The 26,527-nt window shown below is 60.8% G+C and carries 24 protein-coding genes; 19 read left to right on the top strand and 5 right to left on the bottom strand.

Features of this window, described 5'->3' with window-relative positions; translation table 11 throughout:
• The first annotated feature begins 32 nt into the window (after window positions 1-32).
• The 11 genes from GGD50_RS11945 (at window position 33) to GGD50_RS11895 (ending at window position 10,734) form a co-directional block, all read left to right on the top strand.
• Entirely contained in the window at window positions 33-1,133 is a 1,101-nt protein-coding gene (locus GGD50_RS11945) for a Gfo/Idh/MocA family protein (protein ID WP_107109764.1), read from the top strand.
• A 24-nt stretch (window positions 1,134-1,157) separates the two neighbouring features.
• Window positions 1,158-1,799: a ThuA domain-containing protein gene (locus tag GGD50_RS11940; protein WP_107109765.1), complete on the top strand. Its 642-nt coding sequence runs from the start codon at window positions 1,158-1,160 to the stop codon at window positions 1,797-1,799.
• Between the two features lie 181 nt (window positions 1,800-1,980).
• Window positions 1,981-3,018: a CorA family divalent cation transporter gene (locus tag GGD50_RS11935; RefSeq protein WP_107109766.1), complete on the top strand. Its 1,038-nt coding sequence runs from the start codon at window positions 1,981-1,983 to the stop codon at window positions 3,016-3,018.
• A 53-nt stretch (window positions 3,019-3,071) separates the two neighbouring features.
• The gene (locus GGD50_RS11930) at window positions 3,072-3,254 is read left to right on the top strand and encodes a hypothetical protein (protein WP_107109767.1); all 183 of its coding nucleotides are present in this window, start codon (window positions 3,072-3,074) and stop codon (window positions 3,252-3,254) included.
• A 663-nt stretch (window positions 3,255-3,917) separates the two neighbouring features.
• Window positions 3,918-5,000 carry an ABC transporter ATP-binding protein gene (locus GGD50_RS11925; protein WP_107109769.1) on the top strand — a complete coding sequence of 361 codons (1,083 nt, stop codon included), beginning with the start codon at window positions 3,918-3,920 and terminating at the stop codon, window positions 4,998-5,000.
• Window positions 5,001-5,015: 15 nt separating this feature from the next.
• Window positions 5,016-6,086 carry an ABC transporter ATP-binding protein gene (locus GGD50_RS11920; protein ID WP_107109770.1) on the top strand — a complete coding sequence of 357 codons (1,071 nt, stop codon included), beginning with the start codon at window positions 5,016-5,018 and terminating at the stop codon, window positions 6,084-6,086.
• Window positions 6,087-6,088: 2 nt separating this feature from the next.
• The gene (locus GGD50_RS11915) at window positions 6,089-6,961 is read left to right on the top strand and encodes a carbohydrate ABC transporter permease (RefSeq protein WP_107109771.1); all 873 of its coding nucleotides are present in this window, start codon (window positions 6,089-6,091) and stop codon (window positions 6,959-6,961) included.
• Window positions 6,958-7,884, top strand: coding sequence for a carbohydrate ABC transporter permease (locus GGD50_RS11910; RefSeq protein ID WP_181316110.1), 927 nt, complete (start codon window positions 6,958-6,960; stop codon window positions 7,882-7,884). The genes GGD50_RS11915 and GGD50_RS11910 overlap by 4 nt, the downstream gene beginning before the upstream one ends.
• Window positions 7,885-7,896: 12 nt before the next feature.
• Window positions 7,897-8,184, top strand: a complete 288-nt coding sequence (locus GGD50_RS11905; protein ID WP_107109772.1) for a DUF2160 domain-containing protein — start codon at window positions 7,897-7,899, stop codon at window positions 8,182-8,184.
• A gap of 127 nt (window positions 8,185-8,311) precedes the next feature.
• A complete protein-coding gene (locus tag GGD50_RS11900) occupies window positions 8,312-10,042 on the top strand; it encodes an ABC transporter substrate-binding protein (RefSeq protein ID WP_107109773.1) in 1,731 nt (576 codons plus the stop codon).
• 248 nt (window positions 10,043-10,290) lie between these two features.
• Window positions 10,291-10,734, top strand: a complete 444-nt coding sequence (locus tag GGD50_RS11895; RefSeq protein ID WP_107109774.1) for an SRPBCC family protein — start codon at window positions 10,291-10,293, stop codon at window positions 10,732-10,734.
• A 112-nt stretch (window positions 10,735-10,846) separates the two neighbouring features.
• Here the strand turns inward: GGD50_RS11895 and GGD50_RS11890 are convergent, their stop codons facing one another.
• Complete coding sequence (locus tag GGD50_RS11890; RefSeq protein WP_107109775.1) at window positions 10,847-12,142, bottom strand: ABC transporter substrate-binding protein; 1,296 nt, start codon at window positions 12,140-12,142, stop codon at window positions 10,847-10,849.
• A gap of 161 nt (window positions 12,143-12,303) precedes the next feature.
• On the opposite strand from GGD50_RS11890, the gene GGD50_RS11885 reads away from it, so the two are divergent.
• The 4 genes from GGD50_RS11885 to GGD50_RS11870 all read left to right on the top strand — a co-directional run bounded on the left by GGD50_RS11885 (window position 12,304) and on the right by GGD50_RS11870 (window position 16,937).
• The gene (locus GGD50_RS11885) at window positions 12,304-13,326 is read left to right on the top strand and encodes a LacI family DNA-binding transcriptional regulator (protein ID WP_107109776.1); all 1,023 of its coding nucleotides are present in this window, start codon (window positions 12,304-12,306) and stop codon (window positions 13,324-13,326) included.
• A gap of 42 nt (window positions 13,327-13,368) precedes the next feature.
• On the top strand, window positions 13,369-15,225 hold the full coding sequence (locus tag GGD50_RS11880) for a DUF2264 domain-containing protein (RefSeq protein ID WP_107109777.1): 1,857 nt from the start codon (window positions 13,369-13,371) through the stop codon (window positions 15,223-15,225).
• Window positions 15,222-16,247, top strand: coding sequence for a hydroxyacid dehydrogenase (locus GGD50_RS11875; RefSeq protein ID WP_107109778.1), 1,026 nt, complete (start codon window positions 15,222-15,224; stop codon window positions 16,245-16,247). Before GGD50_RS11880 ends, GGD50_RS11875 begins: the two co-directional genes overlap by 4 nt.
• Window positions 16,248-16,349: 102 nt before the next feature.
• A complete protein-coding gene (locus GGD50_RS11870) occupies window positions 16,350-16,937 on the top strand; it encodes a transglycosylase SLT domain-containing protein (protein WP_107109779.1) in 588 nt (195 codons plus the stop codon).
• A 21-nt stretch (window positions 16,938-16,958) separates the two neighbouring features.
• Here the strand turns inward: GGD50_RS11870 and GGD50_RS11865 are convergent, their stop codons facing one another.
• The 4 genes from GGD50_RS11865 to GGD50_RS11850 form a co-directional block, all read right to left on the bottom strand.
• On the bottom strand, window positions 16,959-18,221 hold the full coding sequence (locus GGD50_RS11865; protein WP_107109780.1) for a Gfo/Idh/MocA family protein: 1,263 nt from the start codon (window positions 18,219-18,221) through the stop codon (window positions 16,959-16,961).
• 184 nt (window positions 18,222-18,405) lie between these two features.
• Window positions 18,406-19,818 (bottom strand): enolase-like domain-containing protein, encoded by a 1,413-nt coding sequence (locus GGD50_RS11860; protein ID WP_107109781.1) that lies wholly within the window; start codon window positions 19,816-19,818, stop codon window positions 18,406-18,408.
• Between the two features lie 271 nt (window positions 19,819-20,089).
• Window positions 20,090-21,235, bottom strand: a complete 1,146-nt coding sequence (locus tag GGD50_RS11855) for a Gfo/Idh/MocA family protein (RefSeq protein WP_107109782.1) — start codon at window positions 21,233-21,235, stop codon at window positions 20,090-20,092.
• 178 nt (window positions 21,236-21,413) lie between these two features.
• Window positions 21,414-22,109, bottom strand: a complete 696-nt coding sequence (locus GGD50_RS11850) for a TetR/AcrR family transcriptional regulator (protein WP_107109783.1) — start codon at window positions 22,107-22,109, stop codon at window positions 21,414-21,416.
• A 181-nt stretch (window positions 22,110-22,290) separates the two neighbouring features.
• On the opposite strand from GGD50_RS11850, the gene GGD50_RS11845 reads away from it, so the two are divergent.
• From GGD50_RS11845 to GGD50_RS11830, 4 genes are all read left to right on the top strand, one after another.
• The gene (locus tag GGD50_RS11845) at window positions 22,291-23,574 is read left to right on the top strand and encodes an ABC transporter substrate-binding protein (RefSeq protein WP_107109784.1); all 1,284 of its coding nucleotides are present in this window, start codon (window positions 22,291-22,293) and stop codon (window positions 23,572-23,574) included.
• A 61-nt stretch (window positions 23,575-23,635) separates the two neighbouring features.
• Window positions 23,636-24,547, top strand: coding sequence for a carbohydrate ABC transporter permease (locus tag GGD50_RS11840; RefSeq protein WP_210318832.1), 912 nt, complete (start codon window positions 23,636-23,638; stop codon window positions 24,545-24,547).
• Window positions 24,540-25,424: a carbohydrate ABC transporter permease gene (locus GGD50_RS11835; protein WP_107109786.1), complete on the top strand. Its 885-nt coding sequence runs from the start codon at window positions 24,540-24,542 to the stop codon at window positions 25,422-25,424. Before GGD50_RS11840 ends, GGD50_RS11835 begins: the two co-directional genes overlap by 8 nt.
• Window positions 25,425-25,498: 74 nt before the next feature.
• Entirely contained in the window at window positions 25,499-26,524 is a 1,026-nt protein-coding gene (locus GGD50_RS11830; RefSeq protein WP_107109787.1) for a Gfo/Idh/MocA family protein, read from the top strand.
• Window positions 26,525-26,527: the final 3 nt, after the last annotated feature.

Below are 26,527 nucleotides of genomic sequence, written 5' to 3'. Positions count from 1 at the left end.
ACAGCCAAAGACAATTCATCTGGAGGAAACCTATGAACAAGGTCGGCATCGGCATTATCGGCTGCGGAAACATTTCCGGCGCCTATCTCACCGCCATGAAATCCTTTCCCATTCTCGACATCAAAGGTGTGGCCGACCTCAATCGCGAGCTCGCCGAGGCAAAAGCTGCCGAATTCGGCCTGAAGGCAGTCGATATTGCGGTCTTGCTCGCCGATCCCTCGATCGAGATCATCGTCAACCTCACGATCCCGAAGGCGCACGTCGCCGTTGGTCTGCAGGCGCTGGACGCCGGCAAACATACCTATTCGGAAAAGCCACTCGGCATCAATTTCGCCGAAGGCAAAAAGCTTGCTGATGCAGCGGCCGCCAAGGGCCTGCGCATCGGCGCAGCCCCCGATACCTTCCTCGGCGGCGGCCACCAGACGGCGCGTGCCATCATCGACGAAGGTGCCATCGGCATCCCGGTCGGCGGCACCGCCACCTTCATGTGCCCTGGCCACGAACGCTGGCATCCGAATCCGGCTTTCTATTATGAAGTCGGCGGTGGCCCGATGCTCGATATGGGTCCCTATTACATCACGGATCTCGTCAACCTGCTTGGCCCCATCTCCCAGGTCGCCGGCTTTGCCGTCACGCCGCGCAAGGAGCGCATCATCACTAGCGAGCCGCGCAACGGCGAGCACATCCCCGTGCATGTGCCGACGCATGTCGCCGGCGTCATGGCGTTTGCCAATGGCGCGGTCGTCCAGATCGGCATGAGCTTCGATGTCGCCGGCCACAAGCATGTACCGCTCGAAGTCTACGGTACCGAAGGCACGCTGATCGTGCCCGATCCGAACCGTTTCGGCGGCCCGGTGGAGTTCCTGAAGAAGGGCGGCGAATTTGCCGAATGTGAGATCACAGCGCCCTATGCCGATGGCAACTACCGCTCGCTCGGCGTTGCCGACATGGCGCATGCCATCCGCTCGAACCGTCCGCATCGCGCCAATGGCAGCCTCGCGCTGCATGTGCTCGAAGTTATGGAAGCCTTCCAGACGGCCTCCGACAGCGGGCGCACGGTCACCATCACGACGCAAACGGAGCGTCCGGCCGCTCTGTCCGACTCCCTGGTGGATGGACAGATCGGCCGCTAATCGCACAATTTCAGGAGGATTATCATGCGGGAAGCACTTATCGTCTGGGGCGGCTGGAGCGGCCACGAACCGCAGGAATGCGCCCATATCATCCGCGACATGCTGGAAGAGGACGGCTTCAAGGTCTACCTCGAAAACAGCACCGAAGCCTTCGCCGATCCCTCGATCCACGATCTCAGCCTGATCGTGCCGATCGTCACCATGTCGAAGATCGAGAAGGAAGAGGTGAAGAACCTTGCCGATGCGATCGAAAGCGGCGTCGGCATTGCCGGCTATCATGGTGGCGCTGGCGACAGCTTCCGCGAAAGCGTCGAGTATCAGTTCATCATCGGCGGCCAATGGGTCGCCCATCCCGGCAACATCATCGATTACACGGTCAATATCACACGCCCGGACGACCCGGTCATGGAGGGGATCACCGATTTCCCCTACACGTCGGAGCAATATTACATGCATGTCGACCCGTCGAACGAGGTGCTGGCGACTACCACCTTCACCGGCGATCACGCCTACTGGATCGACGGCGTCGTCATGCCGGTTGCCTGGAAGCGCAAATACGGCAAGGGCCGCGTCTTCTATTCCGCGCTCGGCCACCAGGCCAAGGAATTCAACGTGCCGCAGATGAAAACCATCTTCCGCCGCGGCGCCAACTGGGCAGCGCGCTGAGGGCGCCTGCCCCTTCGGAGCAAGCATTGCCCCTAACCCTAGCCCTCTCCCCGTTTTGACGGGGAGAGGGGACGACCTCTGTATCCATCTCATCTTGCCACCCGGACCCGAACTGATAAAATGCTGCCAGCACGCCGCAAATACCTGTGCTGCTTGCGCTTTTTGCTGTCATGGGGGATGGATGGGTCAAGGCGAAGTATCGAAGACCTCGACAGTCAGTTACGGCACAGAACCGGGTTTGCGTTTCGCCTCCCAGCTCGACGGACATGGCGGCTGCAAGCAGCTCTGCATGGACGAGGTCAGCACCTGGAAACACGGAGAGGGCGTGACCTGGCTGCATCTCGAGCGCGACCACCCCGCCGCAGCCGACTGGGTTACACACAAAAGCGGCTTCGACCCCTTCGTCATCGAAGCCCTGCTCGAAGAAGATTCCCGCCCTCGCGTCGAACCGGTGGGCGACGGGCTGTTGATCATCCTGCGCGGCGTCTGCGCCACGTCGCCGGATGGCGCGACGCAGAAACCCGACGATATCGACCTTGTGCCCATACATCTCTGGGTCGATGGCGAGCGCATCGTTTCGCTCCGCGACAGCGGCCATTACATCACGGCGCTCCGCGATATCCGTCTGTCGCTGGAGAAGAAAAAGGGACCGCAGCGCACCGGCGACCTCCTCGCCCTCATCGGCGACAAGTTGGTGCGCGACCTCGAACCCGTGCTCGACGCCATGGACGAAGAGGTGGACGAACTCGACGAACTGATCTTCCACGGCGAAGCCGGCCAGGTGCGCGAACGTCTGAAGCTGCTACGCCGGCGGGCCGTACAGCTTCGCCGTTATCTCGCCCCGCAGCGCGACGCGCTGAACCGCATCGAGCACGACGATGCGCCCTGGCTTGCCGAGCGGGATAAGCTGCGCATGCGCGAAGTCATCGACAAGCTGATGCGCTATATCGAATATCTCGACGCCATCCGCGACCGTACCAGCATCCTGCACGACGACTTGTCGACCGTCATCAGCGAACGCATCGCCCGCAACTCCAACCGCCTCGCCGCCCTCGCCGCCCTGCTTTTACCGCCAAGCGTCGTGGCCGGTCTCTTCGGCATGAATGTCGGCGGCATTCCCGGCGTCAACGACACCTGGGCCTTCGTCATCATCGTCGTCTTCGTCACGGTAAGCTCGATTGCGACCCTCTGGGTGCTGAAGCGCATCAACTGGCTTTAGAGTACTCTGATACTGGTCAGCTTCAGGTTTCGGCCACGCTTCCCGCGAACTTTATGGCTTTCGAATACACGATTAGCGATCCGGACCATTGGCACGACACCATCGAAGGACTACCGGAGGTAATCGCCAAGAACGGCTTCATCGAAGTCATCGACCAGCCCGGTAAGGGCGTCGATCTCATTCCCGAAAAGGCCAGGCGCTATCTCGCCGAGGACAATCGCGACTTTTCCGCCTGATTTTTCGACCTATTTATAGAGTGAAAGCCGGGCATACGTCACAAAATCGCCGCCTCGGCTTTTCGCAATCGGGGCGGATTTCAGGGCCATTCTCGATGCCGAGCAAGCGAGTATATTGCAGTTAAAAGCATGTGCCCCGATACGGTTTCGGCCGGAAATTGCAGCTAACCCAATTTTCGTTTGACATTCCTTTATCTTCATTTATCGTCATTCTAGTTTCGGTTTTCGCGTGAGGGGTGGAAATCGAAACGAGGGGAGATACAATTGTCCAAAACTCAAATCGACGTCACGGATGTCATTGATTGCGGTGCGAGCCGCAGTCGCGTCGAGTGCGCTTGCCGCATCCTTCCAAGCGAGATGCAGGCGTCCGCTACACGCGTTCCGAACCGTATTCGCCATGATTTGCGCCATCGCGAATTCCTGGCATCCGGATTGACGCAATTCGTTTCCCCACGACCATCACGCCGCGCCCGAATCTGTCGAAAGGGCGCGGCTTTCGGTGTCGGTGCCCGAGTCAATTTGGCAACAGGCATCGCTCAGTGAAGACATAAGCGATCGGGGCGGGGTCATATCCTCCGGATCGTTACCCAATGGGCAATAAACAGGCCTTACGGCCAGCAATCCGTCGCAGCGTCGCCATACGACGCACGGAAGGAGCATATCGTGCTTGAACTTAGAAATGTGTCGAAGGCGGTCGGCGGCGAAATGCACATCGCCGAAACGAACCTGACGCTGCAGCGCGGCTCGTTGAATGTCCTCCTCGGACCGACACTTTCGGGCAAGACGTCGCTGATGCGTCTGATGGCCGGGCTGGACAAGCCGACTTCGGGCACGATCCACGTCGACGGCGCCGATGTTACGGGCGTGCCCGTGCAACGCCGCAACGTCGCGATGGTTTACCAGCAATTCATCAATTACCCCGCCATGACCGTTTACGACAATATCGCATCGCCGATGCGCCTGCGCGGCGTCAATGCGGCGACGATCGACCGCGAAGTGAAGAAAGCGGCCGATCTCCTGCGGCTCGGTCCCTTCCTTGACCGCCTGCCGCTCAGCCTCTCCGGCGGCCAGCAGCAGCGCACGGCTCTAGCCCGCGCCATCGTCAAGAATGCCGGCCTGGTGCTGCTCGACGAGCCGCTCGCCAATCTCGATTATAAGCTGCGCGAAGAGCTGCGCGCCGAATTGCCGAAAATCTTCGCCGAATCCGGCGCCATCTTCGTTTACGCCACGACCGAACCCTCGGAAGCTCTGCTTCTGGGCGGCAATACCGCCACCTTGTCGGAAGGCAGGATCACGCAGTTCGGACCGACGATCGATGTCTTCCGCAAGCCGAAAGACCTGATCACTGCCGTCACCTTCGCCGATCCGCCGCTGAACACGATCTCGCTCGACAAGCGCGGCAATCTGTTCGTGTTGAACGGTAATATGAGCCTGCCCGTACCGCAGGGCCTCGAAGCCCAGCCGGACGGCCCCTACACCATCGCCTTCCAGCCGCATCATCTGGCGCTGAAGCCGCAGACATCCGAGGCGGTCGCAGCACCTGCCAGGGTGATGGTGACCGAAATCACCGGTTCGGAAAGCTTCATCCACATCGATTTCGCCGATCGGCGCTGGGTCATGCTGACCCAGGGCGTCGAGGACATCGATGTCGACGACGCGATCGATGTCTACATCGACCCGCGCCACATCATGGTGTTCGACACCAACGGCGCCGCCGTCACACCCGCCCTGCAACGGGCCGCCTGAGGAGAGACACGGCCAATGGCACGCATCGACCTTGACCACATAAGACACGCCTATAACGACCATCCGAAATCCGATGCGGACTATGCGCTGAAGGAAGTTCATCATAGCTGGGAGGACGGCAGCGCCTATGCGCTGCTCGGGCCGTCCGGCTGCGGCAAGACCACTCTGCTCAACATCGTTTCCGGCCTCGTGCGCGCCTCGGAAGGCCGCATCCTCTTCGACGGCAAGGACGTGACCAAGCTGTCGACGCAGGAGCGCAACATTGCCCAGGTCTTCCAGTTTCCGGTCGTCTACGACACGATGACGGTCTATGAAAACCTCGCTTTTCCCTTGCGCAACCGGCACGTTCCGGAAGCCGAGGTGAAGCGCAAGGTCGACGAGATCATCGAGATGATCGGCCTTTCCGACAGCGCCCATCGCAAGGCGCGGGGATTGACGGCCGATGCCAAGCAGAAAATCTCGCTCGGCCGTGGCCTGGTGCGCTCCGATGTCAGCGCCATCCTGTTCGACGAACCGCTCACGGTCATCGACCCGCATATGAAATGGGTGCTGCGTTCGCAGTTGAAGCAGCTCCACCGCCGCTTCGGCTTCACCATGGTCTATGTCACCCACGATCAGACGGAGGCGCTGACCTTCGCCGACAAGGTGGTGGTGATGTACAACGGCGAGGTGGTGCAGATCGGCACGCCGAATGATCTGTTCGAGCGGCCGCGCCATACCTTCGTCGGCTATTTCATTGGTTCGCCGGGCATGAACGTCATGCCAGTAGAGATCGAGGGCCGCAACGCCCGTCTCGCCGGCAGCACTGTCGCATTGCCCGGCGCTCCCGTGAATGGCCAGGCGGGTAAGACCGAACTCGGCATCCGCCCGGAATTCGTCCGCCTCGGCCGTGAGGGCATGCCGGCGACCGTGACCAAGGTCGAGGACCTCGGCCGCCGCAAGGTGGTGCGCGCCAAACTACAAGGGCAGGAGATCACGGCGATCATCGGCGAAGATCAGACCGTGCCGGCCGAACCGCACATCGCTTTCGATCCTGCCGGCATCAATATCTACGCCAACTCCTGGCGCGTCGAGATGGGAGCCTGATCATGGACAAGACCTGGAACAACAAAGCCTGGTTCATGCTCATTCCCGTCCTGGTACTGGTCGGCTTCTCGGCCGTCATCCCGCTGATGACGGTGGTGAACTATTCGGTGCAGGACACCTTCGGCAACAACGTCTTCTTCTGGGCGGGCACACAGTGGTTTGAAGAGATTCTTCATTCCAGCCGCTTCTGGGATTCGATGTTCCGCAACCTGATCTTCTCCTTCGTCATTCTGGCGATCGAGGTGCCGCTCGGCATCTTCATCGCTCTCAATATGCCGAAGAAGGGTATCGGCGTGCCGGTCTGCCTCGTGTTGATGGCGCTGCCGCTGCTGATCCCGTGGAACGTCGTCGGGACGATCTGGCAGGTGTTCGGCCGCAGCGATATCGGCCTGATGGGTTATGTCCTCGTCAATCTCGGCATCGACTACAACTACGTATCCAATCCGGCCGATGCCTGGGCGACGATCATCATCATGGATGTCTGGCACTGGACCAGCCTCGTCGTGCTGCTCTGCTATGCCGGCCTCGCCTCCATTCCCGACGCCTTTTACCAGGCCGCCAAGATCGATGGCGCCTCGCGCTGGTCCGTCTTCCGCTACATTCAGCTCCCGAAAATGAACCGCGTGCTTTTGATCGCCGTGCTCCTGCGCTTCATGGACAGTTTCATGATCTATACCGAACCCTTCGTCGTCACCGGCGGCGGCCCCGGCAATTCGACCACCTTCCTGTCGATCGATCTCGTCAAGATGGCCCTCGGTCAGTTCGATCTCGGCCCGGCGGCGGCAATGTCGCTCATCTACTTCCTGATCGTGCTTCTGCTGTCCTGGGTCTTCTACACCGTCATGACCAATTACGATGCGGGAGCGACGCGATGAGCGGCAAACCTCTTATGACCTCCGCAGGCGATAGCGCCGTGAACAAGGTGGCAGCAGCTTCGACCCCGGTCGCCGGCGTCACCGCCACGACCGGCACGCAGCCGGTCAGCCGGCACCGCGAGGAAGGCCGCTGGTCCTGGGTGGTGCCGACGCTCTACATTATCTTCCTGCTTCTGCCGATCTACTGGCTCGTCAACATGAGCTTCAAGACCAATGAGGAGATCGTCAGCGGATTGACGCTCTATCCGCATCAGCCGACGCTGCGCAATTACACGATCATCTTCACCGATCCGTCCTGGTACAAGGGCTATATCAACTCCATCACCTATGTCGTCATGAACATGGTGATCTCGGTTGCCTGCGCCCTGCCCGCGGCCTACGCCTTCTCGCGTTACCGTTTCCTCGGCGACAAGCACGTCTTCTTCTGGCTGCTAACCAACCGCATGGCGCCGCCGGCGGTCTTCGCGCTGCCTTTCTTCCAGCTCTATTCGGCCTTCGGCCTCATCGACACCCACATTGCCGTGGCGCTGGCGCACTGCCTGTTCAACGTGCCCTTGGCGGTCTGGATCCTCGAAGGCTTCATGTCCGGCGTGCCGAAGGAAATCGACGAGACGGCCTATATCGACGGCTATTCGTTCCCGCGCTTCTTCCTGAAGATCTTCATTCCGTTGATCGCAAGCGGCATCGGCGTCGCGGCCTTCTTCTGCTTCATGTTCTCCTGGGTAGAACTGTTGATCGCCCGCACGCTGACGACAACGGACGCCAAGCCGATCGCAGCCATCATGACGCGCACGGTCTCCGCCGCCGGCATGGATTGGGGCCTGCTTGCCGCCGCCGGCGTGCTGACGCTCATCCCTGGTGCGCTCGTCATCTATTTCGTCCGCAATTACATCGCCAAGGGCTTCGCGCTCGGCCGCGTCTAAGAGGAAACCGCCATGAATACCGATTTCTCCTGGATGGCCTGGACGCTGCCGACGGTGCTGTTCTTCGTGACCATCCTGCTGCTTCTGCTCGGCATGGCCGTTTGGGAATATTTCTCGCCCGGCGGCAATCCGCGCGTCGGCATCCTGCATTTCGAAACGACGCGCGGCGACCGGCTGTTCGTCTCGCTGCTCGGCGCCGCCTTCATTCATGTCGCGTGGCTGGGCCTGGGAGGGCCTAACCTGTGGTGGGCGGTTGCCATTTCCGTGGTCTACGCCATTGGCGTTTTCCGCCTGGTCTAACGGTTTCAAAGAGTTACCGCGCCCCTTTGCCCATTTCCGGACAGGTGGCGCCGTAAGAAAAGTCGATACAGATGGCCGGGGGGTCTGGCCGTCTGACAATGCACTCGCAACCTGTAGGGAGGAATATATGCGAAGACATCTCTTGACGACGACGGCTGTCGCCCTGCTGGCCTTGGCCGGTACGGCCCACGCCGGCATGAACGAAGCCAAGGCGTTCCTGGACAAGGAGATCGGCGATCTTTCGACGCTCTCGCGCGCCGACCAGGAAAAGGAAATGCAATGGTTCGTCGATGCGGCCAAGCCTTTCCAGGGCATGGAAATCAAGGTCGTTTCGGAAACCCTGACGACGCACCAGTATGAATCGCAGGTTCTGGCGCCGGCCTTTACCGCCATCACCGGCATCAAGGTCACCCACGACGTCATCCAGGAAGGCGACGTCGTCGAAAAGATCCAGACGCAGATGCAGACCGGCCAGAACCTCTATGACGGCTGGGTCAACGATTCGGACCTGATCGGCACCCACTGGCGCTACAAGCAGGTGCGTAACCTGACCGACTGGATGGCAGGCGAAGGCAAGGACGTTACCAATCCCGGTCTCGACGTTTCAGACTTCATCGGCACCAGCTTCACCACCGCACCGGACAAGAAGCTTTATCAGCTCCCCGATCAGCAGTTCGCCAACCTCTATTGGTTCCGCTACGACTGGTTCAACGACCCGAAGAACAAGGCCGACTTCAAGGCCAAATACGGCTACGATCTCGGCGTGCCGGTCAACTGGTCGGCCTATGAAGATATCGCCCAGTTCTTCACCGGCCGCGACGTCGACGGCAAGAAGGTCTTCGGCCATATGGACTACGGCAAGAAGGACCCGTCGCTCGGCTGGCGCTTCACCGACGCCTGGCTGTCCATGGCCGGCAACGGCGACAAGGGCCTGCCGAACGGTCTGCCCGTCGACGAATGGGGCATCAAGGTCGACGCCAACTCCCGCCCGGTCGGCTCCTGCGTCGCGCGCGGTGGCGACACCAACGGCCCGGCCGCTGTCTACTCCATCCAGAAGTATCTCGATTGGCTGAAGGCTTATGCACCGGCTGAAGCCCAGGGCATGACCTTCTCGGAATCCGGTCCGGTTCCGTCACAGGGCAATATCGCCCAGCAGATCTTCTGGTACACGGCGTTTACCGCCGACATGGTCAAGCCGGGCCTGCCGGTCATGAACGCGGACGGCACGCCGAAATGGCGCATGGCTCCCTCGCCGCATGGCGTCTATTGGAAGGACGGCATGAAGCTCGGCTACCAGGACGTCGGTTCCTGGACGCTGATGAAGTCCACACCGGTCGATCGCGCCAAGGCTGCATGGCTCTACGCGCAGTTCGTGACGTCGAAGACCATAGACGTGAAGAAGAGCCAAATCGGCCTCACCTTCATTCGCGAATCCACCATCCGCGACAAGAGCTTCACCAAGCGCGCGCCTGAACTCGGCGGTCTGATCGAGTTCTACCGCTCGCCGGCCCGTGTTCAGTGGTCGCCGACCGGCACCAACGTTCCGGACTATCCGAAGCTGGCGCAGCTTTGGTGGCAGGCTATCGGTGATGCCGCATCCGGCGCCAAGGATGCGCAGGGCGCCATGGACGCACTTTGCTCGGATCAGGAAAAGGTGCTTCAGCGCCTGGAGCGCGCAGGCGTGCAGGGCGATATCGGTCCGAAGCTCGCCGAAGAGCATGATCTCAAGTACTGGAACGCCGATGCCGTCAAGAACGGCCATCTCGCTCCGCAGTTGAAGATCGCGAACGAGAAGGAAAAGCCGGTCACCGTCAACTATGACGAACTGGTCAAGAGCTGGGCTGACGCAACGAAATAAGCCCGATCTATAATACGGTGGGGATGCCGGGGCTCGAAAGGGCTCCGGCATTTTTGCTTTGAATGACCTGGAAAATCGCCTTCAGAGGCGTAACGATCTGATTTTCCGCGAAGCCGATCTCGGCCGAAAGCGCGCGGCGTGAGAGCCGAATAATTTTATTTTCAAGAAAAGATCGATCCAATGTCGGATTGCTGGGGTATCGTTCGTCCTAAGGTCGTCCAATTCGTCAATTCAGAAGGATCACAACCATGCCGAATACCATACGCCTGCACCGCGTCTTGGCAACCAGCCCGGAGAAGGTCTATCGCGCATTCATCGAGGCGGACGCGCTCGCCAAGTGGCTTCCGCCCAACGGCTTCGTCTGCACCGTGCATCATCTGGAAGGCACAGTCGGCGGCACGTTCAAAATGTCCTTCCGCAACTTCACGACGGGCAAAAGCCACGCCTTTGGCGGCGAATATATCGAACTCGTTCCCGGCGAGCTGGTGCGCTACACCGACAAGTTCGACGACCCCAACCTGCCGGGTGAAATGGAAGTGACCGTGACCTTGAAGAAGGTCCTGGTCGGGACCGAAGTGAATATAACGCAGTCAGGCGTGCCTGACGTCATTCCGCCGGAAGCCTGCTATCTCGGCTGGCAGGAATCGCTGCGAAACCTGGCAAAGCTCGTCGAGCCCGATATCAACGAATAAAGTATCAGGGTAGAACGGATTTATGGTATTTGCCAATCCGAACATCTCCCTCTATTTGAGGGAGATGTTCTCAAAAAACGGAGCGGTCAGTGGCGCGGCCTCTGAATGAACCTCACCCTCTCTTCAGCTTCGTTTTCCCTTCTTCCACCAGCTTTTGTGCGGCTTCCGCAACTGTGATCTTGCCGAAAGCGAGCTGATCGGCGACCGGCCGCATGACGTTCTGGTCGAATTCTTGGGAGCCAACCGGTGCCGGCACGGGATAGGTGCCAACCTGATCCTTCAACAGCTCGACATATTTCACCGTCTGCTGCTCGACCGGATTGAGCGTTGGCAGGATGGCGGCGCGAACGGCCGGTGACATCGGCACACCGCGCTCGACGCCGAGGATCTTGCCGGCTTCGAGATCGTTGACGAAGAAATTGATGAATTTCGCGGCCGCTTCCCCGTTCTTGCTAGAGGAGCCTACGCTCCAGATCAGGGCTGGACGATAGTAATGGCCGGAAGGGCCATCCTTCTTTTCGCGCGGCAGCATAGTCACAGCGAGCTTGCTCTTGACGACAAGCTGATAGCCGACAAGCTGGTTGGAATAAGCCATGCCGATGGCCGATTTGCCGAGCGCCAGGCAGTTGCTCTCGATGACATTCTGATCGAGCGTCTGAACATCGGGCGACACCGTGCCGCCGCGCTGACGCAGGTCTTCCCAATAGGAATACCATTCCTTGGCATCGTCGACGGTGAAGCCGAGACCGCCCTCGTCCGTATAAAGGCTTTTACCGCGCTGGCGCAGCCAGACATCGAGGACGTAATTATAGCGCGCGCCATAAGGCCCGCCCCAATAGCCGCGCTTGCCGGCTGCCTTCGTCATTTCGACGGTGAGGTCGGCATATTCCGCCCAGGTCGTGGTCGGACCGGGCGGCGTCAAGCCAGCCTTCTTGAAGGCGTCCTCATCATAAAACATCGCGAAGGAGTTAAGCCCGAGGCCGATACCGTAGAGCTTGCTGTCGACCGTCGTCAGCTTCAGCACGTCCTTGCCGAAACTGTCGACATTCAACGTTGAAGGCACGAACTGATCGAGCGGCATGCAGGCGCCACGCTTCGAATAATCCGAGATCGTGCTCGGCTCGAGCTGGAAGACATCCGCGATGCTCTGGCTCGCCATTCCCGTTGCGAGCTTGGCCCAATAGCCGTCACCGCTGATGCTCTCGCCGACGACGGAAATATCCGGGTTTTTGCTGTGGAATAGCTCGGCGACGGCGACCGTTCGCTTGCCGCGATCGGGCGAGCCCCACCACATCGCCCGCAATTGCGTCGAGTCGGCGAAAGCAGGCAACGATCCGCCAGCCCCGAAAGCGAGACCTGCGGCGGCTCCAGCAGTTCCAATCATGAATGAACGGCGATTCATCCGCATGAGATTCCTCCTTCTCTTGCGATGCCTATGGCGCGTTATCCGCGACGACCTCCCGACGCCTTGTGCGGACAAATTCAACGGGAGGATATGCAATTGCATTGCGTAATGCAATAAATAATCTTTTTCTTGCAAATTTGCATAACTTGCGGAACTATTGCTGCATGAATGAGGTTCGATCCAAACGTGTCAGGCAAGCCGATATTGCCATCAGGGCAGGCGTCTCCGTTTCCACAGTGTCGCGGGTGCTCACCAATGAGCCCGGAATCAGCGAAGCGATCCGCCAGCACATCTTCAAGGTGGCGAGTGACCTCGGCTACGCGGTGAAGCAGGCTGCGGAAACTGTGCCGGCTGCGCTCGCGCTGATCGCCAGCGACAGCGCGACGGGCGGCCTGAGCGTCTTCTATGAGGGCATTGTCGAGGGCCTGCGCGCCGGCGCAGCCGAACGCGGCATGCCTTTCGACATTCGTCTCATCCGCGAAGCGAGGACAGTGCCCGATCATATCAGGGAATATCTGCAGGCTGCCGGTGCCCAGGGGCTTTTCCTCGTCGGCATCGATCCTTCCGATGAGTTGCGCATCTGGCTGGAGGACAGCAGCACGCCGGTCGTGCTCGTCAACGGCACCGATTCAAGACTGCGCTTCGATGGCGTCTCGCCATCGAATTTTTTCGGCGCCTATGCGGCGACGCGGCGCCTGATCGACGCCGGCCATCGCCGCATCCTGCATCTGACCGGCTCGCATCGCCAGACGATTCTCGAGCGCATCCGCGGCTTCGAGGCGGCGATTGCTTCCGTCGAGGGCTGTGAAGGCCGCATCGTGCCGTTGACGTTCCGAGGCAGCGCCAGCGCGGAGGCCCACGCCGTCACGGTCGCCGCCCTTGCCGAGGATCGCAGCTTTACCGCCGCCTTCTGCATGAACGATTTCGTCGCGGTCGGCGTGCTGGAAGCGGTGATGGAAATGGGTCTGCGCGTGCCGGACGATTTCGCCATCGTCGGCTTCGACGATCTGCCTTGTGCACTGATGACCAATCCGCGCCTCGCCACCATGCGCGTCGACCGCGCTGCTATCGGACGCGAAGCCATCGGCCTGATGACCGCCCGCTTCCGCGACCGCGAGGCGCCTGCGCGCCAAGTTTGCCATGCCGTCGTTCCCGTTCCCGGCGGCACCCTCCCGCCCGAAACCTGAGCCCGTATCTTTAGCGGCAACGACCGAAAAAGAGCCAGACCGATGACCTACGACCCCGCCAGCACCAACCCGCTCGCCGGCAATCCGCTGGAAAACCGCGCTGACATGCGCCGAGCGCTGATCGACCTGTTCTATCCGCTGCTTCCTTACTTCTCCAAGGGCAATGCCCGGGTCCGTATCGATGCTGCCGGCGCACATTTCGACCGCGCCGCCGCTGATCTCGAAGGTTTCGCCCGCCCGCTCTGGGGTCTCGCGCCATTCGGCGCCGGCGGTGGCGATTTTGCCCATTGGGGCCGCTATGCCGAAGGGATTGCCAATGGCGTCGATCCCCGCCATCCGGAATATTGGGGCACCGTCAACGGCCGCGACCAGCGCATGGTCGAACTCGCCGCTCTGGGTTTTGCGCTTGCCTTGGTGCCGGAAAAGATCTGGGAACCGCTCGATAGCAGAGCCCGCGGCAATCTCATCGCCTATCTCAAGCATGCCCGCACCTTCGACTATGCCGACAACAACTGGAAATTCTTTCGAGTCCTCGTGGATATCGCCCTCGACCGGCTCGGCGCCGAGTTCGACCGCAGCCTGACGGAGGATTACCTCAGGGAATTGGATGGCTTTTATATCGCCGACGGCTGGTATCGCGACGGCAATGTCAGGCGCGTCGATCACTACATCCCCTTCGCCATGCATTTCTACGGGCTGATCTATTCCAAACTCGTCGATGACGACCGCGCCAGGCGCTATCGCGAGCGTGCTATCCTGTTCGCCAAGGATTTCCGCCATTGGTTCGCGCCCGACGGCGCCACCGTGCCCTTCGGCCGCAGCCTGACCTATCGCTTCGCCTGCGCCGGCTTCTGGTCGGCATTGGCCTTCGCCGATGTCGAGGCCCTGCCCTGGGGCGAGATCAAGGGCCTTTGCCTGCGCCACCTGCGCTGGTGGGCTGATAAGCCGATCGCCAATCGCGACGGAACGCTGCCGATCGGCTATGGCTATCCCAATCTTCTGATGTCGGAAAACTACAATTCCGCCGGCTCCCCCTATTGGGCCTTCAAGGCTTTCCTGCCGCTGGCACTCCCCGAGACGCATCCCTTTTGGACAGCCGAGGAAAAGCCGCATGTCGCCGAGCCGGCAATCGTGCCGCTCAAGCACCCCGGCATGGTGATGATGCATGGCAAAGCCGATGTCGTGGCACTGTCTTCCGGCCAGGAAAACCTGCAGATGCGCTTCGGGTCGGAAAAATACGCCAAATTCGCCTATTCCGCCCGCTACGGCTTCAGCGTCGAAAGCGACGAGCGCGCCTTTGCCGGCGGCGCCTTCGACAACATGCTCGCCTTCAGTGACGATGGTATTCACTACCGCGTCCGCGAGACCAATCAGGAAGCGAAGCTCGCCGGCAACACACTTTACGCCAGGTGGTCGCCCTGGTCCGATGTCACCGTCGAAACCTGGCTGATCCCCGCCGCACCCTGGCATATCCGCCTGCACAAGATCATCACGCCGCGGCCGCTGCAGACTGCCGAAGGTGGTTTTGCCATTGCCCGGCGGGATTTCGAGGCCGATACGCTTTCTTCGCAGAAAGGCGCTGCCTATGCCGTCGGTGAGGCGGATTTCAGCGGCATTGTCGATCTCGGCTCGACAGCCCCGCGCGACGGGCTGGCGCAGAAAGCGCCACCCAACACCAATCTGATCGTTGCCAAGACGCTGGTGCCGCAACTGCGCGGGACAATTCCATCGGGCGAGACCATTCTCTTGTCCGCCGTCCTGGCCGAGCACGATCCCGCCGCCGTCTCCGGCGCCTGGACGAAGCCGCCGGCAAGACCCGACCTCGATACCTTGCGCGCGCTGATCGCCGAAAAGGGCGTCACCATCAGCGCCATCGACGTGCCGGGACGGCTGGCATGACCCAATCGGCCCCGGACCGCCCCGCCATTGCCTTCGCCATGCAGCCCACGCGGACGCAGCATGTGCTGACGTCCGAACTGATCCAACGGCTCGACGTGATCGGCCGCGTACTGGACGTCGCGCCAATGGAGCGCTTCGATGACGGAAGAGCCCGAAAGCTGCTTAGCGAGACGGAGATCCTGATCACCTCTTGGGGCTCACCGCATATCGATGCCGCCGTCTTGGCGCAGGCGCCGCATCTAAAGCTGGTGGCGCATGCGGCCGGCACCGTGAAAGGCCTGATCGAGGACAGCCTGTTCGCCAGGGGCATAGCAGTGAGCCATGCGGCGCAGGCCAATGCCTTGCCGGTCGCCGAGTTCACCCTCGCCGCCATCATCTTTGCCGGCAAGCAGGTCTTCCGCTTCCGTGACGTCTATGTCGCCGACCGTCATCGCGGTCGCACGCAACCGATGCAGAGTGAAGCGATCGGCAACTATCGCCGAACGGTCGGCATCATCGGCGCATCGCGTATCGGCCGGAGAGTGATCGAATTGCTCGCGCCGTTCGACTATAAGATCCTGCTTTACGATCCGATGGTGGATGAGACGGAAGCACAGCACCTCCGCGTCGAGAAGACCGAGCTCGACGTTCTGATGGCGCATGCCGACATCGTCTCGCTGCATGCTCCGTCGCTGCCGGCGACACGGCACATGATCGACGCCCGCCGCCTGTCACTGATGAAGGACGGCGCGACCTTCATCAACACGGCACGCGGCGCGCTGGTCGATGAAGCCGCCCTGCTCGCAGCGCTGAAAACCGGCCGCATCGACGCCATCATCGACGTCACCGATCCGGAAATCCCGGAGGCAAGTTCCGCCTTCTACGACCTGCCGAATGTCTTCCTGACACCGCACATTGCCGGTGCCGTCGGGCTGGAACGCACCCGCCTCGGCGAGATGGCGGTCGACGAAGTCAGCCGCTTCATCGAGGGCAGGCCATTGCTCTATGAAATCCGCCGCGACGACCTGGCACGCATGGCGTAAAGCCTCGGAATCATCACCAAATCGCCCCATTTCGGCACAGACGGAAAACCCGTTTTTAATCATTCTGGGCTAGCAATCTCTTCAGTGAAGAGGTTGTCAGTTATGCGTACCCGTATCGTCTCTATCGCCGCGTTGTTGTTGTTTGGAATTTTGGCGGGCTGCGCCACGGCTCCGTCCCATACCCGCAATGTCTGCGCGATCTTCGATCAGCGCGACGGCTGGTTCAACAACTGGCAGCGCGCCGCCGAACGTACGGAGCGGGAGTACGGCGTGCCGGTGCCGATCCTGATGGCGACGATCTATGCCGAATCCGGCTTCCAGCCACATGCCCGGCCGCCGCGCCGGAAACTGCTCGGCTTCATTCCCTGGACGCGGCCTTCCAGCGCCTATGGCTATTCCCAGGCCCTCGACGGCGCCTGGGATCACTATCAGCGCGACACGGGCCGCTGGGGCGCAAGCCGCACCAACTTCGCCGACGCGATCGAATTCATCGGCTGGTATCACGCCCAGAGCCATGTGCGAAATGGCATCCCGCTGAACGATCCCTATAATCTTTACCTGGCTTACTATGTCGGCTGGAAGGGCTATCAGCAGGGAGCCTGGCGCGGCAATGGCGAACTGCAGCGCACGGCACAGAAGGTCGCCAGCATGTCGGCGCTCTATGCCTCGCAGTTGCGCAATTGCAATTGAGCCGCCGCCCGAGATATGCCGCTAAGGACGAGCCTCGAGCAGGTTAAGGCCATCATCCTGACCCCAGATATCGGTGATCGATACCTGCTGGCCGGTCCGGCTGCTTTCCAGTGCCGCAATGCCGCAGAGAACCGAGAGTGCGCCCGCGCGTGAGCCCGCGCGCTGTCTCAGCTCGTCGTTCGGCCCCGACCGCAACAGCATATTGCGCAGCCGGTCGTCGCCGCCATAGTGGCCGCCCGGGGAATAGGGCACCCAGATGCGCTCGACATCGCCGAAATTCTTCATGACGACGATCTCGTCGGCCGGCGGCGTCGTCCAATGCTGCTTTTCGTATTGCCGCAACTCGATACGCCCCTTGTGGCCGTTGAAGGCGATATGGTGACCCTCGATCGGCATGTAGGTGTTCAGCGAATAGGAGACGTTGACGCCGTTGCGATAGCGGATCGAGGCGACCATCGTGTCGGGAATGTCGATGTCCTCGCGGAAGACGCAGGCATCGCGGACATAGCCATCGACCGTCGAGGGCTCTTCATAGAGGCTTTCAAGCAGCGGCGTGGCGCTGATATCGAGATAATAATCGCATTCGTCCTTATACCGACAGGTGCGACAGCGCTCGCCGCGGAAAGGGCCTTTGCGGCCGTAATGCTTGAGATCGGCAAAGGCCGACACCGTTTCCGGATCGGAATCGAGATACCAGTTCAGAAGGTCGAAATGATGCGTCGCCTTGTGGACGAAAAGGCTGCCGGAATTTTCGACAAAGGCGTGCCAACGCCGGAAGTAGTCGGCGCCGTGACTGGTATCGAGATACCAATGAAAATCGACCGAAGTCACGTCGCCGATGACGCCGGAATTGATGAGCTCCTTGATCTTCGCCGCTGTCGGCGCGAAGCGATAGTTGAAGGAGACGTCGACCCGCTTGCCGGTGCGTGCCTCGGCATTGAGAATGCGCTTGATCTTGCCGACCGTCGTCGTCATCGGCTTTTCGCTGATGACATTGGCGCCGGATTCCAGCGCCTTGACGATCTGATCGTCATGGGTGGAATCGCGCGTGCAAACGATGACGAGGTCCGGCTTCTCGACCCGCAATAGCTCATCGAAATCGGTATAGACGGGCACGGAGGCGCCGATATAGTCCAGGGCGCGCCTGGCCCGCATCGCGTTGAGATCGCAGACAGCGACCAGCTCGACCTCATTGCTCCAGCGCTCGACCAGATCCCTGCCCCACATGGTGGCACCGCGATTGCCCGTGCCGACCAGGGCATAGCGTTTCTTCGATAACGACATGTTTCTCCTCCAGAGTCTGGTTTCTCCTTCTCCCCACTGGGGAGAAGGTCGCGCGGAACGCGCGGGTTGAGGGGGCGTTGCACCGTAAGACTGCCTTTTCGCGTGCGCTTCAGACGGTCGGCGCTTCGCACCGAGCCCCCTCATCCGCCCTATCGGGCACCTTCTCCCCAAGGGGAGAAGGAATTTACGTCTCCATCGCGCTCCAGTCCGGCTCGACGGACGAACCGAGGCCGACCGCGCTGACGACTGAACCGATGGCGATCTTCCCACCCTCGATCTTCAGCCGTGTCCGCCCGTCGCGAACGGCGTAGAGATCGGAATGAGCCCGCGCGAAGGCAGCCTGCTCTGCGTCCGGCGCGCCGGCCATGCCGTCGACATAGTGATGGCCGTTGCGCTCGATATGCGTCATGCCGATGAGCGAGGCCAGTGCCAGATCCTGTTGCACGGCGAGGCCGCCTTGTGTCGTCAAGTCCTCCGCCGACATGAAATAGGGCGTACCATCCTCGGCGCTCCATTTGGCGACGCGCGCCCGGTTCAGCAGTGAACGATAGAAGCCCTTGCAGGATTTAGAGGAGATGCCGGTATAGCCAAGCCGTCTGGCTGTGACGAAAGCGTTGATATCGGCGTCGGACTCATCGATCTCCACCGGCTTGAAGGCCGCGAGCGCTCCCACCGGCTTCTCGAAGGCATGTGCGCGGGCGATCGGCTGCTCGACAAACAGGATCGAAGCCGCAAAACGGGCCAGCCGCGGCTCGGCCTGGATGCGGGCCAGCAGATCGGCGACCGCCTCGGCGGAGTTGAACTGCTCGTTGCCGTCGAGCGTCACCGAATAGGCCGACATCTTGGCATCGATGACATCGGCAATTCGGCAGAGACGATCGATATCGGCATCCGGAACGCCCGATACCTTCACCTTGAAGAAGGTCAGGCCATAGGCGTCGATCGCCTCTTCGAAACTTTCGGGCAGGCCGTCGTTCAGGCGGTCGGCGGCCAGGATATCGCCCGCCCTGATAGCATCGACCAGGCCGACCGTGTGCCGCGCCGCAAGGCTTTCGGCCGGCGTCAGGCTCGACAGGAAATTAGGCAAATCGAAGCCTGCGAGATCGGGCGCCGTCGACGCATCGATGCCCGGCCGATTGGCCTGGATCGCCCGTGCGACCGTCAGACCTTCCATCCGGCAAAGCGCGTCGAGAACCGCCCGGTTGGCAAGCGCCAGGCCGAAAGACGCGACAAGGCCATTCAGCCTCTCGGCCGCGGCCCGCGCGTGATGCGCCGCTTCGACGGCGGCATGCAGCGAAAAAGCGGTTCCCAATCCCGCACCTTTTAGGGCGTCCAGCGCCAGTGCCAGCGAGCGGCGAAGCTGGTTTTCATTGTCGGCATTGGAAAGCTCGGGCGATTTGTCGAACCATTTCGGCACCATCAGCTCGGCGGCCATGCCGCTCGCCGAGCCACCCCGGGCGTCTTCGATGCGGACACGCAGAAAAATCTGCCGCGCCTCCCGCAGCGTCGCCGCACCGAAGCGGAAAGGAAGCCGCAATGTCACCGGCCGCTCAAAAGTCTCGGCCTCGACAACTCTGATTTTCAATGGGTCGGTCATGGTTTCAGTTGGCTCCGGTAATCGTCAGGCGGGTCTGCCCATGCTGCTTCTGCGTGCCTGACCCCTCACCCCAGCCCTCTCCCCGCTGGCGGGGAGAGGGAGCTCTATCCTGCCAAAAGCAATCTTCCACGAAAGATGCGGGCCGTTGCTTTGCGCGGTCGTTCCCTCTCCCCGCACAAGCGGGGAGAGGGCTAGGGTGAGGGGCCAGGCACAGGGATACGGCATCGAAGAACTGTCCTGACCATCCTAATGACCAAGCAACCACCATCCCTCAAATCTCCAGCGGCTCGACATCCAGCCAGCGGCGCTCGGCCCAGCTCTTCAGGCCGAGGGAAGCGAGCTGGACGCCCTTGGCACCCTCCGTCAGCGTGTAGCGCCAGGGCGCATCTTCGAGCACATGGCGCAGGAACATTTCCCACTGGATCTTGAAGCCGTTGTCGTAGACCTGATTGTCCGGCACCTCGTCCCAGGTGTCGTAAAAGTCGATCGTCTGCGGCTGGTCGGGATTCCAGACCGGTTTCGGCGTGTTGACCCGATGCTGCGTCCAGCAACGGGTGAGCCCCGCCACCGCCGAGCCATGCGTGCCGTCAACCTGGAAGGTGACGAGATCGTCGCGGCGGACACGCACGGCCCAGGAGGAATTGATATGGGCGACGATGCCGCCCTCCATCTCGAAGGTGGCATAAGCTGCGTCGTCGGCATCGGCGACATAGCGTCGGCCGGCTTCGTCCACGCGTTCGGGAATATGGGTGGCGCCGAGGCAACTGATCGCCTTTACCGGCCCGAAAAGATTGTCGAGCACATAGCGCCAGTGGCAGAGCATATCGAGGATGATGCCGCCACCATCTTTTTTGCGGTAATTCCAGGATGGCCGCTGCGCCGTCTGCCAGTCGCCTTCGAACACCCAATAGCCGAATTCGCCACGCACGGAGAGGATCTTGCCGAAGAAACCGCTGTCGCGCAGCATGGCGATCTTGCGAAGGCCCGGCAGAAACAGCTTGTCCTGCACGACGCCGTTCTTCAGGCCCGATGCCTTGGCCTTGCGGGCCAGCTCTATCGCCGTGTCGAGGTCGTCGGAGATCGGCTTTTCGCAATAGACATGCTTGCCTGCATCGAGCGCCTTCGAAATCAGCTCGGCGCGCATCTGCGTCGTCGCCGCGTCGAAGAAGATCGTATCGTTTGGGTCGGCGAGCGCACCATCGAGATCGGTGGTCCAGCGCTCGATGCGGTATTTGCGGGCGAGTTCTTCCAGCCGCGCCGCATTGCGGCCGACGAGGACCGGATCGGGCATGACACGTTCGCCATTCGACAGCAGCACGCCGCCTTCGGCGCGAAGCGCCACGATCGAGCGGATGAGATGCTGGTTCAGCCCCATGCGTCCGGTGACGCCGTGCATGATGATACCGACGCGCTTCATGATCCCTCCTTGATATTTTGACCCGACCCCCTCCAGAGTCAGGAATAGCAAAGGTTTGGCCGGCCAGCCAATGTAACTATATAGTTACACGATCGCGCGATATCTCCGGACTTGTCAATCGCCCTTTCGAAAATTTCTCGTGATCGCTGGAGCCACCGCATGCCCAAAGCGGAACGCATTAAGCCCTGATCGAGGCCAAGGTCACCGAAACGATGTGCTCGCCCCAGGCTTTCAGCGCTTCCGGTGCGGTCAGCTTGCGGGCAAAAATCGTCGATAGCGTATGGCGATTGGACAGGTAGAAGAAACCGAGCGCCGCAATGGTGAGGTAAACCGACACCGGGTCGATGGCCGGCCGGAAAATACCGGCTGCTTCACCTCGTCGCAGCACGTCGGCCAGCTCGCCGATGAAGTGCGAATGCATCGCCGAAATCTTGTCGGAACGCTTCAGATAACGCGCTTCATGCAGGTTTTCGGTGACGAGCAGGCTCAAAAATTCCGGATGTTCGAGGAAGTGATGCCAGGTGAAGAGCGCCAGTTCGCGCATCCCTTCCTCGGGATCACGGCGGGCGAGGTCGAGATTTTTCTCCGCATTGCGGATCGCCGCATAGGTCGCCTCCAGCACGGCGACATAGAGTCCCTCCTTGTCGCCGAAATAGTGATAGAGCATGCGCTTGTTGGTCTGCGCCCTCGCCGCGATCGCATCCACCCTGGCACCGCCGAAGCCGTGCGCGGCGAATTCCTCCGTCGCCGCTTCCAGGATCATGGCATGGGTGCGCTGCGGATTGCGCGGCACCTTCTTCGGCCTCGTTTCCGCCTTGCCGTAAACGCCCGCTTTCGCTGATTTTTCAGTTCCTTGGGTTGTCCTGGCCACCATGGACATTCCTCCTCCCCGATCTATCTCTTTCGCAACGGATGCCCCCAGCCCCAGCACGGGTCGCTTGATTGTGACACGATTGGCGCTTGACAGCGGTCGCGTTTCTATCCAACTTGTAACCAAATAGTTATATCATGCAAAGCAGTTCGTAAATCACCGGTTAACTGGGGAGGAGACCAGGATGACGTTGACGATCGATCGCCGGCAGTTGCTTGCTGGCATGGCAGCCACGCTAGCTTTCAGCAGTATCGGACTTTCGCGCGCCAATGCGGCAACCGCGATGCGCCTTCTTTGGTGGGGATCGAAGGAGCGAAGCGACCGTACGTTTGCAGCGGTAAAGGCCTATCAAGCCAAGAACCCGGATGTCACAATCGCCGGCGAATCCTTCGGCTGGGATAGCTACTGGACGCGTCTGGCCACGCAGACCGGCGGCGGCAACGCGCCGGACCTCATTCAGATGGATTATCGCTACATCTTCGAATATGCCCGTCGCGGCGCGCTGCTCGACATGACGCCCTATCTCGACAAGAGCCTGGCGATCGAGGATTTCGGGGCTCCCAATATCAATTCCGGCAAGGTCGATGGCAAGATTTACGGCGTCAATCTCGGGGTCAATTCCTCCATGGTCGTCGTCAATGTGGCAGCCTGGCAGGAAGCCGGCATTGAGCCGCCGCATGACGGCATGACCTGGGAGCAGCTCGGCGAGGCCTGCGCCAAGGTCACCGCCGCCAAGAAACGCCGCGGCTTCTACGGCACCGCAGATCAGAGCGGCGGCGAGCCTGACTTCGAGTGCTGGCTGCGCCAGCGCGGCAAGGCGCTCTATACGAGCGACGGCAAGCTCGGCTTCGAAGCCAAGGATGCCGCCGAATGGTTTTCCTTCTGGGGCCACCTGCGCGAAATCGGCGCCTGCGTGCCGGCCGATGTGCAGGCTCTCTACAAGCAGACCATCGAGACCGACATGCTGGTGACCAAGAAGGCGGCCGTCAGCTACGCCTTTTCCAACCAGTTCGTCGCCATTCAGGGCCTCGTCAAGGAAAAGATCGACCTGGTCTCGTATCCCAGCAACCCGGGTAGCAAGCCCGGCCAGTATCTGAAACCCTCGATGCTGATGTCGGTTTCGGCAACCTCGGCAAACAAGGACGCCGCCGTCGCCTTCGTCAATTATCTCGTGGAGGATCCGGAAGGCGCAAAGATACTCGGCGTAGAGCGCGGCGTTCCCGCCTCGCCGAAGATCCGCGATCTGCTGACGCCGGATCTCGATGCCACGAGCAAACAGGTCGTCGATTATATCGGCCGGTTGACGCCGAATGTCGGAGCTCTACCGCCGTCTCCACCGAACGGCGCCGGCGAGAATGCATTCATGCTGAAGACGATCGCCGAGGAAGTGGCTTTCGGCAAAACCAGCGCGCAGGACGCTGGCACGAAGTTCACCGAACAGGCAGCAGCAAACATTACGCGAGGCTGATACCGTGGGTACAAACAGCAAGAGCGTTGCCGGCGGCTTAGCCGTCGGCGAGCGCGCGCCGTTGCGCGTGGAAACCTCCTACAAGGCGCCGAGCGCATTCGCGCGCAACGCACCCGGCTATCTCTTCCTTCTGCCGTGGTTCATCGGCTTCTTCGGACTGACCCTCGGGCCAGCGATTGCCTCGCTCTATCTCTCCTTCACCGACTACAATCTGCTGCAGTCTCCGAACCTCGTCGGCATCAACAATTATGTGCGGATCGCGACGGCAGACGACAAATTCCTGTCATCGATGAAGGTGACGCTGTTCTACGTCGTCTGTTCCGTACCGCTGAAGCTGGCATTCGCACTTCTGGTGGCGCTGCTGCTGAACCGCGGTATCAAGGGCCTGCCGGTCTATCGCGCCATCTTCTATCTGCCGTCGCTGCTCGGCTCCAGCGTTGCGATTGCGGTGCTGTGGCGGCAGATCTTCGATGCCGACGGCATCGTCAACACCCTGCTCTGGTACTCCTTCGGTATCAACGGACCGAGCTGGATCTCCAATCCGGACTATTCGCTCTATACCCTCATCATCCTGGCGATTTGGCAGTTCGGTTCGCCGATGATCATCTTTCTCGCCGGCCTTCGGCAGATCCCGACCGATCTCTATGAGGCGGCCAGCTTGGACGGTGCATCGAAGGCGCGGATTTTCTTCAAGATCACCCTGCCGCTCTTAACGCCGGTGATCTTCTTCAACGCCGTGGTGCAGACCATCGATGCCTTCAAGGCCTTCACGCCGGCCTATGTCATCTCATCCGGCACCGGCGGCCCGATCGATTCCACGCTGTTCTACACGCTCTACCTCTACCAGGAGGCCTTCGGCTATTTCCGCATGGGCTATGCCGCGGCCCTCGCCTGGATCCTGGTGATCATCATCGCGATCTTCACCGCCTTCTCCTTCCTCTCAGCTCGTTATTGGGTCCACTACGATGACTGACGCGAAGCTCACCCATTTTGCCGAAGATCTGAACCCGCCGCGCGAACGCCCGTGGTTCCTGTCCGTCCTCATCCATGTCGCTTTGGTCGCCGCGTCGATCGTGATGCTCTACCCGCTGCTCTGGATGCTTTCCGGTTCGGTAAAGGATCAGAACGAGATCTTCGGCACCGCCTCGCTGATCCCGTCGCAGTTCGACTTCAGCTCCTATGCCCGCGGCTGGTTCGGCGGACAGGTCACCTTCGGCTCCTTCGTGTGGAATTCCGTCATCATCGCCGTCCTTTCCGTGATGGGCAATGTCATCTCCTGCTCGCTGGCGGCCTATGCCTTCGCCCGGCTGAATTTCTGGGGCAAGAATTTCTGGTTCGCGCTGATGCTCGGCACGCTGATGCTGCCCTATCATGTGACGCTGATCCCGCAATATATCCTGTTCCTGAAGCTCGGCTGGGTGAAGACCATGCTGCCGCTGGTCGTCCCGAAATTCCTGGCGGTCGATGCCTTCTTCATCTTCCTGATGGTGCAGTTCTTCCGTGGCATTCCGCGCGAACTGGACGAGGCCGCGATGATGGACGGCTGCAGCCCGTGGCGCATCTATTGGCGGATCATGCTGCCGCTGTCGCTGCCGGTGTTGGCGACCGCTGCCATCTTCTCCTTCATCTGGACCTGGGACGATTTCTTCGGCCCGCTGATCTATCTCTCCGACATCAACACCTACACGGTGCAGCTTGGCCTGCGCTCCTTCGTGGACTCGACCGGTAGCTCCGATTGGAGCAGCCTGTTTGCCATGTCGAGCATCTCGCTGATCCCCGTCTTCCTGATCTTCCTGTTCTTCCAGAGGCTGCTGATCGACGGCATCGCCACGGCCGGCCTCAAACGCTGATTATGAATCCTGCGGTCCCGAATACCCAAGGTTTGGGACCGTAACCAAAGAAACTCACTGAAAGGAAATGTCGCATGAGCGCGCTGCGCTTTGCCGCCATCGGCCTCAATCACGATCACATCTACGGCCAGGTCAACGTCATGCTGCGGGCTGGCGCCGAGCTCGTTGCCTTCCACGCCGTAGAAGACGACCTCGCCGCCGTCTTCGCCGGGCGTTTCCCGCAGGCAAAACGTGTCGCTGACAAACGCGAAATCCTGGAGGACCGCTCGATCGGCCTGATCGTCAGCGCCGCAATCTCCGACGAGCGGTCGAACCTCGCCATCGAGGCCATGCGGCATGGCAAGGACGTGATGCTGGATAAGCCCGGCATGGTGACGCTGGATCAACTCGCGGAAGTGCGCAGGGTACAGGCGGAAACCAAACGCATCGTCTCCATCCTCTATTCCGAACATTTTGAGACGGCATCGACCGTTAGAGCCGGGGAGCTGGTCAAAGCCGGCGCCATCGGTAAGGTCATCCACACGACGGGGCTCGGCCCACATCGGCTGCGCAAACCGACCCGGCCGGATTGGTTCTTCGACCGCAAGCGCTACGGCGGCATCATCACCGACATCGCCTCGCATCAATGCGAGCAGTTCCTGTTCTTCGCGGACTCGCTGGAAGCCGAGGTACTGTCAGCGACGGTTTCCAACCGCGCCAATCCGGAAACGCCCGGGTTACAGGATTACGGCGATTTTCACCTGCGCACGCCTGACGTCACCGGCTATGTCCGCGTCGACTGGTTCACGCCCGATGGCCTTTCCACCTGGGGCGACGGTCGCCTCTTCATCGTCGGCACCGAAGGCACGATCGAGCTGCGCAAATATATCGACGTTGCCGGCCGTCCCGGCACCGATCATCTCTTCCTCACGGACCGCAAGGGCATGCAGCATATCGATTGCACCGAAGTCGAGCTGCCTTACGGCCGGCAACTGGCCGCCGATATCCGGGACCGCACCGAAACCGCGATGGGACAGGACCATTGCTTCAAGGCCATGGAGCTGGCGCTGAAGGCGCAGGCTCTGGCCGAAGCGACATCGCTCAACAGCATTCAGAGGTAATCT

Origin of the sequence: Martinezella paranaensis, assembly GCF_014200235.1 — a bacterium.
Lineage (GTDB): Bacteria > Pseudomonadota > Alphaproteobacteria > Rhizobiales > Rhizobiaceae > Rhizobium > Rhizobium paranaense.
This window is presented reverse-complemented; position numbering and strand designations above follow the sequence as displayed.

What these genes read in the sequence shown, in the direction of transcription:
- GGD50_RS11945 (WP_107109764.1), top strand. Translation starts at nt 33, where the DNA reads ATGAACAAGGTCGGCATCGGCATTATCGGCTGCGGAAACATTTCCGGC.
- GGD50_RS11940 (WP_107109765.1), top strand. Translation starts at nt 1,158, where the DNA reads ATGCGGGAAGCACTTATCGTCTGGGGCGGCTGGAGCGGCCACGAACCG.
- GGD50_RS11935 (WP_107109766.1), top strand. Translation starts at nt 1,981, where the DNA reads ATGGGTCAAGGCGAAGTATCGAAGACCTCGACAGTCAGTTACGGCACA.
- GGD50_RS11930 (WP_107109767.1), top strand. Translation starts at nt 3,072, where the DNA reads ATGGCTTTCGAATACACGATTAGCGATCCGGACCATTGGCACGACACC.
- GGD50_RS11920 (WP_107109770.1), top strand. Translation starts at nt 5,016, where the DNA reads ATGGCACGCATCGACCTTGACCACATAAGACACGCCTATAACGACCAT.
- GGD50_RS11915 (WP_107109771.1), top strand. Translation starts at nt 6,089, where the DNA reads ATGGACAAGACCTGGAACAACAAAGCCTGGTTCATGCTCATTCCCGTC.
- GGD50_RS11910 (WP_181316110.1), top strand. Translation starts at nt 6,958, where the DNA reads ATGAGCGGCAAACCTCTTATGACCTCCGCAGGCGATAGCGCCGTGAAC.
- GGD50_RS11905 (WP_107109772.1), top strand. Translation starts at nt 7,897, where the DNA reads ATGAATACCGATTTCTCCTGGATGGCCTGGACGCTGCCGACGGTGCTG.
- GGD50_RS11900 (WP_107109773.1), top strand. Translation starts at nt 8,312, where the DNA reads ATGCGAAGACATCTCTTGACGACGACGGCTGTCGCCCTGCTGGCCTTG.
- GGD50_RS11895 (WP_107109774.1), top strand. Translation starts at nt 10,291, where the DNA reads ATGCCGAATACCATACGCCTGCACCGCGTCTTGGCAACCAGCCCGGAG.
- GGD50_RS11890 (WP_107109775.1), bottom strand. Translation starts at nt 12,142, where the DNA reads ATGCGGATGAATCGCCGTTCATTCATGATTGGAACTGCTGGAGCCGCC.
- GGD50_RS11885 (WP_107109776.1), top strand. Translation starts at nt 12,304, where the DNA reads ATGAATGAGGTTCGATCCAAACGTGTCAGGCAAGCCGATATTGCCATC.
- GGD50_RS11880 (WP_107109777.1), top strand. Translation starts at nt 13,369, where the DNA reads ATGACCTACGACCCCGCCAGCACCAACCCGCTCGCCGGCAATCCGCTG.
- GGD50_RS11875 (WP_107109778.1), top strand. Translation starts at nt 15,222, where the DNA reads ATGACCCAATCGGCCCCGGACCGCCCCGCCATTGCCTTCGCCATGCAG.
- GGD50_RS11870 (WP_107109779.1), top strand. Translation starts at nt 16,350, where the DNA reads ATGCGTACCCGTATCGTCTCTATCGCCGCGTTGTTGTTGTTTGGAATT.
- GGD50_RS11865 (WP_107109780.1), bottom strand. Translation starts at nt 18,221, where the DNA reads ATGTCGTTATCGAAGAAACGCTATGCCCTGGTCGGCACGGGCAATCGC.
- GGD50_RS11860 (WP_107109781.1), bottom strand. Translation starts at nt 19,818, where the DNA reads ATGACCGACCCATTGAAAATCAGAGTTGTCGAGGCCGAGACTTTTGAG.
- GGD50_RS11855 (WP_107109782.1), bottom strand. Translation starts at nt 21,235, where the DNA reads ATGAAGCGCGTCGGTATCATCATGCACGGCGTCACCGGACGCATGGGG.
- GGD50_RS11850 (WP_107109783.1), bottom strand. Translation starts at nt 22,109, where the DNA reads ATGGTGGCCAGGACAACCCAAGGAACTGAAAAATCAGCGAAAGCGGGC.
- GGD50_RS11845 (WP_107109784.1), top strand. Translation starts at nt 22,291, where the DNA reads ATGACGTTGACGATCGATCGCCGGCAGTTGCTTGCTGGCATGGCAGCC.
- GGD50_RS11835 (WP_107109786.1), top strand. Translation starts at nt 24,540, where the DNA reads ATGACTGACGCGAAGCTCACCCATTTTGCCGAAGATCTGAACCCGCCG.
- GGD50_RS11830 (WP_107109787.1), top strand. Translation starts at nt 25,499, where the DNA reads ATGAGCGCGCTGCGCTTTGCCGCCATCGGCCTCAATCACGATCACATC.